Here is a 13911-nt window from a genome sequence, read left to right on the forward strand (position 1 = left end):
TATTAAGGATACGTCGTCTTAGTTATATCACAATAAGCACCTTGATCTGATTCAACACATTTACCCATACACTTCCAAGTACCATTCTGTGGTTTACATACTTTACAAATATGCTGGCTGTACATTGCATAATATTGCGGTTGTGCCAATATTTTAGATATAACATCTTTTGCTGGAAATTTGCTAATATCGCCTATGGTATGATATTTATTCTCACCAGGATTAGCACCACCACACGTTGCTTCAAGCAAGACTTCATTATTCAAACATTTATCCTTAATAGTACCTTCATATATTGGTTTGCCATATTCTAACACCAAACCAGTTGCTTGTCCTGGAACTGCTCCAACAGCAGGATATTTTTCAGCATCAGTATCAACACAAGTTTTATATGGTTTGCAAGCTCCTTTAACACAAGCTTCTCCCTCAGGACAAACTACCCATTGTGATTTGATAGACAATCCATCGCAATAATATTCTTTAACGCTGTCGCCATAACTTCCAAACGATGCAACAGAACTTAATTTCATCTTACAATAAGCATCAGTTGCTGGCGTTGTTTCAATTGATTCTGAACCTTGTTCGCAATAACTTATCCCGCAAGTATCTGTTCCGCTATCAAATCCTGAACAATCACACAATGGAGGAATAAGTGTCATTGAAGCTTGAGCTATGTTTTTTCCACCATCAGATTCTTTGCATTCTTGTTGTTCATTTTTGCAACAAAATCCAACCCCATTACAACTTGAACATCCATCAAATGGCTGCTCACCAAATTTTTCAAAAGTGCAGTCAAACGAATATTCATAAATTTCTTTGCCAGTTTCTCCATTACAAATCTGTTCTTTTAAAGTATTACCTTCGCATTTATCTGGACTTGAAGCTATTTGTTTGCCATTAGTTGAAGTAACTATTACGGTTGATGGAATTGCACGTTCAAATTTAAATTCATATTCACCGAATACATAATCAACTACAAGGCTGCCTGCATTTACATCAGGATCATCACACACAAGATCTTCAGAGCAATAGTCAGGTCCTTTTGGATCTGAAAAACATTTTTCCTTGCAGGTATAAAACACTTCTTTCTTTTTGTTATTGCTGCAAACAAATTCTTTTAGGTTTTTACCATCAATACATTCATCATTATAAGCAGCAGGGTTATTTTTCTCAGTAACGGTGCCAGGTGTTCCAAAACCCCAGTTATTTTTCTCTCCACTTTCATCAGAATCAGTGCATCCTTTGCCAGGCACATCACAAGCAGGACATTGAGGTCCTCCGCAATCAATGCCTGTTTCATAACCATTTTTCTTTTTATCTGAACAGGTTGGATCAATACTTTTACAAGGCGGGCAATCTCCACCACAATCTGTTTTCTCTTCATTCATATCTAAAATACCATTAAAACAGTTGGGAGCATATTTGTCAGGAAAATCAGTTTTACATGCAGGACATGTTTTACCGCCGCAATCTATCTCTGTTTCGCCAGTGTCTTTAATCCCATTATTACATTGATTGATCATATCTTGAGAACAAGCCGGGCAAACTCCACCGCAATCTATAAGATCTTCGTTTTGATTCCATTTAGCGTCAGAGCAACTTGCGCATACTTTGCATGGTCCACCACAATCAATGCCTGTTTCACCTTGGTTTTGCTTGTTATCATAGCAAGTTGCACATTTAGGGCAAACTCCACCGCAATCTGGAACTGCAGATTTGCCAGCAGCACAGTCTTCATTTTGATTGCATTGGCTGGCAAGCATTATTTTTGCATCCATACTGACAATACACTGTTTTAATTGGAGGAAATTTTTTAATTTCATAGCCAGCTTTAGTTTCTGCAAATTCTTTCTTTGCTTTAAGATCTTCTAATAAATACTCTTTATTGCTGGCATCTTCTATTAAAGCATTATATTGTGCTTTTAATTGATTAAACTCATCTGGATCAAGATTTTGTGCTTCTGGTCCAAATATTTTCTTAGCAAGTTCCATTATTTGTTTTTCTAAATCTTCAAGAACAGGTGCAAGTGCATTAATTTGTTGATCAAAACCCTCAACTCTTTGTTGATTGAGAACTATTTTTTTAATAAAGTACTCGGGACATGACATCTCGAGCAATACATTTGCATCTTTACAGGTATCTTCTACTTTAACACATTGAGCTTTTTCATCTTTTCCATAGAGGTATCCTTTGATATTTGGATCTCCCTCTTCATTAAGCACTTTTGCATCAGAATCTGAACAGAATTTTGCAAGGCAACCAGCATAAACAGGGTCATAAAACTCTTTTTCACTTTGTTTTTTTGTTTGGGATTGTAAAATATCTCTTTTATTTCTTTGAGGAATCTTAGTTTCAAAATTATCATGAAAAGTAAAGCCTGTAATGGTATTTGAAGTACTGCTAGAAGCAACATTTTCTTCAACTTGCCAGAATGAGAAGATAAAAAGACCTAATAAGATGACTAAAAATACTGCTATCGTAACATTACCCACACCCTTTTTCATACTATCACTAGTTGGATACTTTTATATGATTTGTATTTATAAATTTATTTAACAATAGGCACAATCCAAAAAATGAGTGATATTGCGAAAATGCCTTCGGCAGCCACCATCGGTTCGGCTGTAGATGTTTGTTATGGAAGATGCTATCCTCTCTGGAACCTCGGATAGCATTTGATGAAACATCAGATAAGCCTCGCAAAAAAGATGGTGGCACTTTTCGCAATATCACTTACAAATTGGATTGTGCCTCTTTATAACAATCTTTAAATATATCTTTATGTTTGAGGTTGTTATGAAAAAGAGTTTGTGGTTAGTAAACCTATTATTTGTTTTTACGTTATTATTACTTCCTTCTGTTCTTTCTGCTGATATCGAGATTGTTTTTCCTGCTGAAGGAACTTATGGGCCATGGAGCGGGACGTATAAAACACATGAAAGCGGAAAAGCACATTTTATTACACCAAATATCATTGTTAACAAAGAGGTTATTGACAACTATGAACTATATGATAATGGCAATTTGATTGGAAGTTTTGAAGCTTCTGATGTTAATCCAACAACAGCGGTCATTATTGACCCTGGATTGCATACCTTTGTTGCTAAAGGTTATAAAAATAACCAAGTTGTTGGTGAAGTTCAGGTTAAGACGGATTTTGTTTTTAATTATTTTGATGTTTTCAAAAGTGTTAAAGAACTTGATCCTGTTGTCGTCAGCTTTGAAGTAACTGAAGAAGATTTTGCTCAGATTGATGCTAACCTTGAAGATTATCAAAAAACTATGGAACATGTAACTTTGAAAAAATCATTTATTCATGTCACGGTTAAGGATAAGTTTACTGGTGAAGAAAAAGAAAATACGCTTGTTGTAGTGAAAATAAGCATTGATGAAGCTGTTAAAGACTTAAAAGTTTATGAGCTTATTCCTAAAACTGTAGCTCAGCATATCAACAACCTTACGTTAATGGGGAACTACACTATTCTTGAAGAAGATCCTTTAGTTGTCTGGACTTTTGCAGGTATTGATGCCAGCGCTGTTAAGGAATTGGAAGTCAGTTATGCAGTCAACGATTTTGTTTTAGAAGAGGATTTTGAAGAAGTCAAGACAATTCCTATTGCTGAAATTAAGCCAAAAAAGACATATTTATACTATCTTTTGCCTTTATTATTAGTTCCTATTATTATCTTTATTGTTATTTACTTTGGCAAATTTCAGAAGGAGGAATAATTTTTTAAATTAAATAAATTCATATCTAATCTATTTATCTTCTTCTATTAAATCTCTGCGGACTGCTGCGAGAATGTCTATCATTGCTTCTTCCAAAATGAGAAGGCCGTTTATGGAATGATCTTCTTTCTTCATAGACTGGTTGCACGGGAACAGGCTTTATTTCAGGTAATTCTTCACGTGGAATTCTTACTTCATTTTCACGGAGTATGCGCTGAAAATTATCATGATCTCGAGGAGAAAGCAAATTCACTGCTTTTCCAGCCTTGCCTGCGCGCGCAGTTCTTCCAATTCTATGAATATATTGCTTACTATCAATAGGAAGGTCATAATTATAAACATGGGAAACCCCTTTAATATCCAATCCACGAGCTGCAACATCAGTGCATACAAGCACATAGACTCTTCTGGCATGGACTTGTTCCATAATATCGTTGCGTTTAGCTTGTGAAAATCCGCCATGAATTGCATGTGCATTAACATGATTTAACTTTAAGTTTTTTGTTACCATTTCTACAGCTCTCCGCGAATTACAGAAAACAATAACTAATCCAGGATGCTCCTGCTGCAATAAATGAGTAAGAAGAGAAAATTTTAGGCGATCGTGGATATCATAGTAAACTTGCGTTAATTGTTTTGGATCAACATAACACTCAACAGCAACTTTAACAGGATGATGCATATATCTTTGAGAAAAATGCGTTACATCTTGGGACAGTGTTGCTGAAAAACAAAGTGTTTGTCTTTTTTCAGGGCAGCAGCGTATAATCTGCTCTACATCATGTTTAAATCCCATATCAAACATTCTATCTGCTTCGTCAAGAACAAGCACTCCTACTTGCGTCAAATTAATTGTTCTCCGGTTAACATGATCAAGAATTCTTCCTGGTGTTCCAATAACAACATCTGCGTGTCTAAGATCTCTCATCTGCGGTCCTATAGCTACTCCACCATAAATAACAACAGTATTTAAGCGTGTCCCGCGTGAAAACAATTTAAGCGCTTGAGAAACTTGCTCAGCTAATTCTCTTGTTGGTGTTAAGACTAATGATTGGATGCCTTTTCCTGGCTGAACAGTATGGATAATACCTGCGCTAAATGCAAGTGTTTTCCCTGAACCTGTTGCAGATCCAGCTATAACATCTTTGCCCTGCAGAATTAAAGGAATAGACTTTTCCTGAATTTCAGTAGGCTCTTCAATATGAAGCTCAGGTAATACTTTAATAATTGAATCTTGAATTCCTAATTTTCTAAAGTTTTGCATATTATTCTCAACCACAAAGTGGTACAATTTCACTATACTTCATAATGTTACAGTTCTCCCTTTATAAACCTTTGTTATTTTTTAGCCATACTTTTTTTACTGCTTCGGCAACACAAGGAACTACCTTGCTATCGATTACTTCGGGCAATATTTTTTCAAAATCAGGGTTCTTAATCATTCCTGCTAGTGCTTGGGCAGCAGCAAGTTTCATAGCAGTAGTAATTTCTGTTGCTTTAGCATCAAGCGCTCCTCTAAATATTCCCGGAAATCCAAGGGCATTGTTTACTTGATTAGGGAAATCACTTCTTCCTGTAGCAACCACTTTTGCGCCTGCTTTTTTAGCAAGTTCCGGCATAATTTCAGGAATAGGGTTTGCCATAGCAAAAACAATGGCATCTTTTGCCATTGTTTTAATCATTGTTTCAGTTACTACATTTGCTTTGGAAACACCAATCAACACATCTGCTCCTATTAATGCATGTGCTAATAATCCTTCCCGAGCATCAGTATTGGTTATCTTTGCTAATTCTTTTTTGTATTCTTCTTTAAGCTCTAATCTTTTACTATGAATAATGCCTTTTGTATCGCAAATAATAATATTTTTTTCTGGCACTCCATAGTGCAAAAGGATTTTAATAATTGCAGTGCCTGCAGCTCCTGCACCATTAACGGTAATTCTAATATCAGTATGTTTTTTTCCGACAACTTTTAATGCGTTTAATAATCCGGCTAAAACAACAACAGCAGTTCCGTGCTGGTCATCATGCATGACTGGAATTCCTAATTGCTGCAAAGCTCCTTCAACTTCAAAACATTGCGGCGCTTTAATATCTTCTAAATTAATGCCGCCAAAAACTGGCGCAATATGCTTGACTGTTTTTATTATTTCTTGAGGATCTTGCGTTGCTAAACAAATCGGAAACGCATCGATATTTGCAAATTGCTTGAACAAAACACATTTTCCTTCCATAACAGGCAAAGCAGCTTCTGCTCCAATATTCCCTAATCCTAAAACAGAACTTCCATCTGAAATAACTGCAACAGTATTGCCTTTAAAGGTGTAATCATATATTGTTTCTTTGTTCTTTGCAATTTCTTTACAAGGTTCAGCTACACCCGGAGTATAGACTAAAGCAAGATCTCTTTTATCTTTCACCGGCGTTTTAATGGCAATTGCTAATTTACCCTTATTTTCTTTATGTAACTTTAGTGAATCTTTCATCAGGTCTGACATTTTAATCATCTATATAATTGATATTTATAAATATGTTTGAAATTTAGGCTCTGGTGAACATGTAGTTTTAGCGCCTAATTTGTGAAGCTCTTCTTAGATAACTGCGGGGATTTTTCGAGGTTCCAGAGAGAAAAATCCAATCAATAACCACATCAAAAGCTGAACCGGCGCTACCTGAATCCGAAGGATCTCAGGGATTAAAAATAGTGATTTTTAATAAAACCTGAAAGATTTTCACCGAGCCTAAATTTAGTTAATGTTTTTCATCACTATAACGCCATGATCGCTATTATCATACTTTTGACTAACAAGCTCAACAAATCCCACATTCTTAACTAAAGATAATGATTGGCCTTGTTCTCCTTTCCAGCACGTTGCATAAACCTGTTTTCCACCTAACGCTTTAATTTGCTCCAATGCATATTTCATCAATTCTCTTCCTACACCATTACGCCTTTCTTCAGCTGTAACACCAAGATCTGTAATGCAAAAACTTGGTTCTGCAAATATTATATTAACTTCAGATTTCGTTAAACAATCTGTATAATATTCTCTATCACCGTCTTCTGTTATTCGTTGATAGATACAATAACCAACAGGTTTTTTATCTTTCAAAGCAATCATATAATAAGTATCGGGATCATTAAGATGAGGTAATATAACTTCTTCAGCATATTCTAATTTAGATCCTGTATTTGCAAGTGTTCCGAAGAGTTCAAATCCTAAGGTAACAATAAAATCTAAATCTGCTAATGCTTGTTGATCAGATACATAATCTTCAGGTAATTGTCTTGCTATGATTTCTAAGCTCATTTCATCATCAGCACCAAAATTATGATTATAGGACTTTTTGAGTTCATAAGTATAAGTAGTGTTGGATTATTTAATAAGCTTGGGATGTTGCTCTTTAATTTTTACATAATATAAGTGGTGAAAATACGGCATAATCCAAAAAATGAGTGATATTGCGAAAATGCCTTCGGCAGCCACGGAAAATCACTATTTTCCTAGTTGCGTTCGTTTCACTCAGCAACCACCATCGGCTCGGCTGTAGATGTTTGTTATGGAAGATGCTATCCTCTCTGGAGTAGAAGAGCCTCGCAAAAAAGATGGTGGCACTTTTCGCAATATCACTTACAAATTGGATTGTGCCGAAAATACTTTATTTCTCACACTGCCCTGCCTAACATGATCTTTGCTTTGACCATCTCATGCATTTTTCGCAGGAATTCAGTTCTATCTTCCATTTTTAAAATATCAACCACACCCTGCAATGCTAAATTAAAAGCAAAAGGACTCGGTACACTGGTTTGAATCTCTCTGATTTCAATCTTTTTTTCATTAATTTGAGCTAAAACAAACTCAGCATGCTCAATATCCATTAAATCTTCCAAAACTTCACGTCTGGCTTCACGCAGTACGCAGAAATTATCTGAAATTCTTCGGACTGCATTGAGTAAGAGCATAGAACTTACTTGCTGCCTGCCTACATTTTTCTGATGCCCCCTATAATTCCTTAAAATCATCAATGCTCTGCCAGCACAATGCCTGAATCGTCTCCGTAGCACTTCAGAAGTAGCTAAAGCATTTTCCATTACTAATCGTATTTTATGATGTTTTAACAGTTTGAACGCAGAAAGTGCATCAACTTTCTTTTCATAATTAACATAAAACCCATTGTCATTCATCCCAATCTCAACATCGCGATGTTGAGTTCTTCCAATAGCAAACCCTACTGCTCGCGACAAAACGTCATTAACACGTCGTCCATACAAGGTATGAAATATAATCTTGTGGTCTCCTTCTTTATTATTGTAGTGTTCAACTAGAATAAGCTTATCAGTGGGCATTATTTTGACATAACGGTATTGATCTTCAAAATAATGATAGATTGCTTCAGCAGCGTTTTTGTCAACATAAAGATAATCATTAAGAAATTGCATGATTTCCTCTTTTGATCGTTTGTTCGTGAATTTCTCGAGCATTAATCGTCTGAATTTGCCAATTTCAATGGCAAGATCAAAACTTAATGGCAGCATTTCACTTGCCCATGAAGGAACTGTTGGCGGTTTACCACTAGAAGCATCGACGACTGCAGTCATGCCGCGTGCAAATCTGAACTCATACGTATTCCCACCAAGGACGAATACATCTCTTTTTTTAAGCCGTTCAAGGAAACCTTCATCAATAGTGCCAATAACTTTTTCTCCCATTTTTACTTTAATCCCTGTTTGATCAGGAATGGTCCCTATATTAGTCATATAAATAACACGCGACATCCTGCCGCGTCTGCCTATTTTGCCGTTTTCACGCCAGATTTTAGCATAGACATGCCTGTCTTCCAGTGAAATAAATTTACCCGCCAGATAATCCAACAATTCATTAAGATCTTCAGAGGTAACTTGATTATAACAATAACTTTGTCTGACTACTTTGAATAATTCTTTTTCTTCCCAATCTTGTTCTAATGCCATGCCAAAAAGATGCTGGATCAAGACATCCAACGCTCCCTTTGGAATTTGTATTTTGTCAATTCTTTTTTCAACAGCAGATTTTAACAAGACTGAACATTCAACTAAATCATCTCTGTCTAAAACAATGATTCTTCCTTTTGTTGTTGCATGCAACTGATGTCCTGATCTTCCAATCCGTTGAAGAGCGCGGGCAACAGATTTCGGACTGCCAAGGCAAAGCACAAGATCAATAAAACCGATATCAATCCCCAATTCCAGCGATGTTGAACACACAACCACTTTTAATTTGCCATCACGCAAGTTTTGCTCAATTTCATGACGATGCTCTTTGCTTAAACTGCCATGATGAGCGCCAATATTTTCATAATAATCTTTTGGATACATCTCCTTTAAATAATGGACAACACGCTCAGTTGCAGCCCGCGTATTGGTGAATATTAAGGTTGTTTTATGTTCCTGAACTAACGTATGAACAAGTTCGTACAATTTATCATGCATTTCTTTGTAGCGTATATTGATAAGATCTTTTGCTGGTGAAATAACTTGGAGATCTAACTGCTTGATAAATTGCACATCAACAATCTTACAACTGTTTTCTTTCCACTCTGTTTTTTTATCGTCGTAATGATACCCTACAAGATATTTTGCAATTTCATCCAATGGAGCAACTGTTGCTGACAACCCAACTCTGGTCATACCTGGTGATAAATAGTGCAAACGTTCAACAGACAAAGAAAGATGGACCCCACGTTTGTTTTCAGCCAATGCATGAATTTCATCAAGAATACACCATGATACGCCTTTCAAATGTTCTCTGAATTTAACACTGCTCAGCATAATTGCTAAACTTTCTGGTGTTGTAATCAAAATATGCGGAGGTTTAGTAAGCATTTTTGATTTTTCATTTGCTGTAGTGTCACCAGTTCTTACACTGACGCGAATACCTAATTTTTTAGCAGCAATTGCTTCAATTTGTTCCAAAGGTGTCACTAAATTAACTTTAATATCTTCATTCAAAGCTTTTAACGGAGAGATATAAATGCAGTACACTTTGTCCTGCAAAATTCCTTTTTCTGCGCAGTCAACTAATTCATTGAGAATAGCCATGAAACCAGTTAATGTTTTCGTTGCGCCAGTTGGTGCAGAAATGAGAATATTATTCCTGCTATGAATTTCCATAACACCATATAATTGAGGGAGAGAGTATTCTTTAAACCTGCTGTAAAACCATTGTTTCATCAAAGGATTGAGAATATGGTCTAGTTCTTCTTTGGTATTGGGTGTTTGTTTATGGGTGATGGACATACACAATAGTAGAATGATTTTAGGTTTAAAAAGGTATAGGTGGAGTGATTAAAGGGTTTAAGAAAAAAATTCAGGATTTTTAAAAAATAGAGTCATAATTGATATTATAATCACCAATATTACAATAATTATTACATGAACTGGAATATTAACCCAATTAATTTTAAGTAATCTTAAGGCTGCCCAGCCAACAACAATAGTTATTTCTATAACTAAAAGTATTATCATGGAATATATTAATATAACATTGATATATCTAAACGAGTAGTGTTCTACAAATAATTCTACTCCACGTAAAATTCCAAGTACAATAACGAAAACTCCAGAAAACATAAACAGCCAACCAACTAAACCTGGCATTTGTTTAAAAACTTCTCGCATGGGAAAGTTGAATGGTAATTTATCTCCATGCAATGTTATTCCTATTCCAAATATTACTATTCCCATTGTAATAAATGATAGGGATTCTAAACCTAATTGATTAATGGTTGATATATTCATCAAAAAGAAGAAGCGATATGATACTTAAATAATTTCTTATTAACACAAATTATTTTAATGTGATACTTTTGTGTAGTATTAAGTACTTCTTATTTTTCCGCAAACTTTCCGAATACAAAACAATAATTTTATAAACAATAATGCTCTAATTACAATCATGAAAACAATAACTCTTCAAAACAATGATGAGCCTGATACACCTGAAATAATTGCTTGGAAAATCGAGCAATTAAGAAAATTAAAAGGTACTTGCAAGTTATTAACGCCTGAGGAACGGAAGAGAGCAGAAGAAGAATTAAAACATATATCACAATATGATCTTATTAAATTATATGGTTTAGAAGATTGTATAGAAATTAAAAATGATGATGATTATAAACAATTACATCAAAAAATTATCATTGATTAACATCTATATTAAATCTGCTCTGGTAAACAAGTCTTGACAAGGTGCCTACAATTATGAAAACCTTTTAAATCACGTGTTATTATGAATTCTGCATTTCCTTTCTCAGCCAAAACAGCATGTAACGGATCTTGATAATGTTCAGATAATGACTTCGCATAGGCAATATCATTATCGTTAATTGGTATTAAAATTGTTTTTCTTTTCAAAAATGTAAATAACATAGCTGTTTTGTAATCGTCAGCATATTTACGTAATTCCTGAATCAGCCAAGTAGACGTTATTATCTGAAATTTACAACTAACTGTTCGTTGAAATATCCTAAATGCTTTATCTTCAAGGTCATCACCTTGTTTATTCTTACGTTCCAATAAGGCTCTGGTGAAAATCTCGGCATAGCCTCAGTTTTGGCATCAGTTCGGCTTTTGATATATTTATGTTATTGGATTTTTCTCTCTGGCACTCCGAAAAATCCCCGATAAATATATGGGAAGAGCCTCACAAAAAGATGCCAAAAACTACATTTTCACCAGAGCCTTCGAATAAGTAATCTAAATAAACATTAGTATCAAGATAAATTCGTTTACTCATATAATAGCCTCAACAGTTTATTAAATTCAATATTATTCTTCCATGTTTAGGGCGGCGTGAGCGGGAGTTCCATATCTCAAGGGGTACAAAGATTTTTGAACCCGCATGGGAACTGGTGATTCCCACTAAGGCATCAGCTTAGCGCAGTTGCCGAGTTGTGCCATCACGCCATTGCCCAACATGGAAAAATTTATAAGCAATATATGTCATATACTATTTAGACTGGTGATTCTCACTAGGGGTGCTATCACTCCATTTTTTCTTTTTTTCAATAATGTGTTTATTGAATTACTGCTTAATAAACTCTCGTCAAGAGAAACAGTATAACTTCCGAAAAAACCTGAAAGAGTTACTAATTACTCAGAAAGATTTTCAGATGGTATTTAAGTAATTTGAAAAGATTACGGAAACTCCGGAAAAAATATAATTATAATTTTTCAATTAATCCTTGATAATCCATTTAAAAATTCTTTTTCTTGCAGCGGCTTCGGTGAAAATCTCGGCATAGCCTCGGTTTTGGTGCCGTGATTATCCCACTTATTTATAAGAATGAAAAAATTCCTATTGGAATTTCCTTTTTTCTCGCTCATTAATTTGAAAGATAATCACCAGCATGGCACCAAAAACTACATTTTCACCGAAGCCTCTTGCAGGCATAAGTTTATAAATGAACATCAACACTTTCAAGTTAAGGTTCAGATTATGAAACATTTTAATCGTGATAACAAATCAGGGAGACGATCATCTGGCAGATTTACTGATAGAGATTCAGGTAGATTCAGGGGAAGAGATTCTGATAGATTTGAACGTTCTGATCGATTTGAAAGAAGAGAGTCCAGAGGATCAACCTTTGAAAAACAGATGTTTAGTGTAACCTGTGATAAATGCGGCAGCAGGTGTGATGTTCCCTTCAAACCAACAGGCAATAAACCTGTTTATTGCAGTGATTGTTTTAGAAAAAATGAAGATTCTGGATCTAGCAAGCCTGATACAATAGCTAAACAGCTTGATGAAATCAATGAAAAACTTGATAAAATATGTGAAGCATTGGATATTGATTAAAATTAAAGGTATGTAATAAGTCTTCTTTAGGTTTTAGTGCCAGTTCAGCTTCACAGGTGACTAAACATTGGATTTTTCTCTCTGGCACTCCGAAAAATCCCCAATATAAATTTAAGAAGAGCTTCACAAAATAGGCACTAAAACCCCTGACTTATCACATACCATTAAACCATAGTTTTATATAGAAAAAGATCATGCAAGAGGTTATGAATGGAAAAAAGACTTCAAAAGAAAAGCTCTATTTTTGGTTAATAATTCTCTGTGTTTTAATAGTAGGATCTATTGAATCAGTCCTAGTTATTGCTGAATCACCATCTCAAACACTTATTAAACAATATGTTAATGATTATGGTAACATCCTAACACCTGAACAGGAACAAAATATCACCGTTATTCTTGAAAAACTTCAAACACAGGACAAAGCTGAAATTGCGATAGTTACTATAAATACTCTTGATAGCAATGATATCAAAGATTATGCATTTAAACTTGCAAACAATGTTCTTGGCTATAAAGAAAAAAATAATGGATTGTTGTTATTGATTGTTGTTAAAGACAAAAAATATCGTTTTGAAGTTGGAAGAGGTTTGGAACCTTATTTACCTGATTTACAGATGAAAATAATTGGAGATGATTATTTAGTTCCTCAATTTAAACAAGGAAATTATTATCAGGGGATTTATGACAGCGTTGTTGCAATTAACAACAAACTTATGCCTGAAGATCAGCAGATTGCATTAGAAAGCACTGCTCGTCAGAATAACAGCAATATTCATCCAGGGATTTTACTGGCAATAGTGATTATCTTCTTTATTTTACTTATAACTCGCTTTGTAGCGAGCTATACGCAAGCAAAATCACCAAGTATTGTTCAAAAAAAAGGACGCTCTCAAAATAACCTCTTCGAAGCTGCATTACTGGCAGCAGTTTTAACCAGAGGAGGGAGGGGAGGATTAGGTGGAGGAGGATTTGGAGGATTTGGTGGTGGAAGTTTTGGAGGAGGAGGAGCTGGAGGAAGCTGGTAATGTATAGGCACAATCCAAAAAATGTGTGATATTAGGTGATAATAATGTGTTTTGAAAAAATAAAACAAATGATAACAGGTAAAAAACAACTGCATGAGCAGTATGGCGAACAATTGTTGTTATGTCCGCGCTGCAGTGTAGAAATGGAGAAAATTAAAAAAGGAGAGGTAATTATTGACCTATGCAAGCACTGCAATGGTATGTGGCTAGATGATAATGAGATCAATAAGTTGGTTTCATTAGCAAAGAAACAAAAAAATAGGCTTCAACCAAAAAATAGAAAAGATAAGATACATAAACTCTAGTAAATGGTGATAAT

13 protein-coding genes and 1 tRNA gene are annotated in these 13911 nt (G+C 35.0%); 5 read left to right on the top strand and 9 right to left on the bottom strand.

Annotation, left to right across the window (positions count from 1 at the left end; genetic code table 11):
* Positions 1-2 precede the first annotated feature (2 nt).
* Both HYY69_01405 and HYY69_01410 read right to left on the bottom strand, forming a co-directional pair.
* The gene (locus tag HYY69_01405) at positions 3-1823 is read right to left on the bottom strand and encodes a hypothetical protein (protein MBI3032104.1); all 1821 of its coding nucleotides are present in this window, start codon (positions 1821-1823) and stop codon (positions 3-5) included.
* Positions 1735-2505: a hypothetical protein gene (locus tag HYY69_01410; GenBank protein ID MBI3032105.1), complete on the bottom strand. Its 771-nt coding sequence runs from the start codon at positions 2503-2505 to the stop codon at positions 1735-1737. Before HYY69_01410 ends, HYY69_01405 begins: the two co-directional genes overlap by 89 nt.
* Positions 2506-2797: 292 nt before the next feature.
* Between HYY69_01410 and HYY69_01415 the strand changes: the two genes are divergently transcribed.
* Entirely contained in the window at positions 2798-3730 is a 933-nt protein-coding gene (locus HYY69_01415; GenBank protein MBI3032106.1) for a hypothetical protein, read from the top strand.
* Positions 3731-3764: 34 nt separating this feature from the next.
* Here the strand turns inward: HYY69_01415 and HYY69_01420 are convergent, their stop codons facing one another.
* The 5 genes from HYY69_01420 to HYY69_01440 all read right to left on the bottom strand — a co-directional run bounded on the left by HYY69_01420 (position 3765) and on the right by HYY69_01440 (position 10508).
* Positions 3765-4994: a DEAD/DEAH box helicase gene (locus HYY69_01420; GenBank protein MBI3032107.1), complete on the bottom strand. Its 1230-nt coding sequence runs from the start codon at positions 4992-4994 to the stop codon at positions 3765-3767.
* 61 nt (positions 4995-5055) lie between these two features.
* On the bottom strand, positions 5056-6228 hold the full coding sequence (locus HYY69_01425; protein ID MBI3032108.1) for an NADP-dependent malic enzyme: 1173 nt from the start codon (positions 6226-6228) through the stop codon (positions 5056-5058).
* 249 nt (positions 6229-6477) lie between these two features.
* Positions 6478-7041, bottom strand: a complete 564-nt coding sequence (locus tag HYY69_01430; GenBank protein MBI3032109.1) for a GNAT family N-acetyltransferase — start codon at positions 7039-7041, stop codon at positions 6478-6480.
* Positions 7042-7397: 356 nt separating this feature from the next.
* Positions 7398-10007, bottom strand: coding sequence for an ATP-dependent helicase (locus HYY69_01435; protein MBI3032110.1), 2610 nt, complete (start codon positions 10005-10007; stop codon positions 7398-7400).
* Positions 10008-10064: 57 nt separating this feature from the next.
* Positions 10065-10508, bottom strand: a complete 444-nt coding sequence (locus HYY69_01440) for a hypothetical protein (GenBank protein ID MBI3032111.1) — start codon at positions 10506-10508, stop codon at positions 10065-10067.
* Between the two features lie 157 nt (positions 10509-10665).
* Here HYY69_01440 and HYY69_01445 point away from each other — a divergent pair, with 157 nt between their 5' ends.
* Positions 10666-10917, top strand: a complete 252-nt coding sequence (locus tag HYY69_01445; protein ID MBI3032112.1) for a hypothetical protein — start codon at positions 10666-10668, stop codon at positions 10915-10917.
* 8 nt (positions 10918-10925) lie between these two features.
* Here the strand turns inward: HYY69_01445 and HYY69_01450 are convergent, their stop codons facing one another.
* Together HYY69_01450 and HYY69_01455 are read right to left on the bottom strand one after the other, a co-directional pair.
* Complete coding sequence (locus HYY69_01450) at positions 10926-11285, bottom strand: hypothetical protein (protein MBI3032113.1); 360 nt, start codon at positions 11283-11285, stop codon at positions 10926-10928.
* A gap of 272 nt (positions 11286-11557) precedes the next feature.
* Positions 11558-11675: transfer RNA gene (locus HYY69_01455), tRNA-Ile, on the bottom strand.
* A gap of 532 nt (positions 11676-12207) precedes the next feature.
* Here HYY69_01455 and HYY69_01460 point away from each other — a divergent pair.
* The 3 genes from HYY69_01460 to HYY69_01470 all read left to right on the top strand — a co-directional run bounded on the left by HYY69_01460 (position 12208) and on the right by HYY69_01470 (position 13897).
* The gene (locus HYY69_01460) at positions 12208-12567 is read left to right on the top strand and encodes a hypothetical protein (GenBank protein ID MBI3032114.1); all 360 of its coding nucleotides are present in this window, start codon (positions 12208-12210) and stop codon (positions 12565-12567) included.
* A gap of 206 nt (positions 12568-12773) precedes the next feature.
* Positions 12774-13592 (top strand): TPM domain-containing protein, encoded by an 819-nt coding sequence (locus tag HYY69_01465; GenBank protein ID MBI3032115.1) that lies wholly within the window; start codon positions 12774-12776, stop codon positions 13590-13592.
* Positions 13593-13636: 44 nt separating this feature from the next.
* Positions 13637-13897 carry a zf-TFIIB domain-containing protein gene (locus tag HYY69_01470; protein MBI3032116.1) on the top strand — a complete coding sequence of 87 codons (261 nt, stop codon included), beginning with the start codon at positions 13637-13639 and terminating at the stop codon, positions 13895-13897.
* The last annotated feature ends 14 nt before the right edge of the window (positions 13898-13911 follow it).

It is taken from the genome of Candidatus Woesearchaeota archaeon, from assembly GCA_016192995.1.
Lineage (GTDB): Archaea > Nanobdellota > Nanobdellia > Woesearchaeales > DSVV01 > JACPTB01.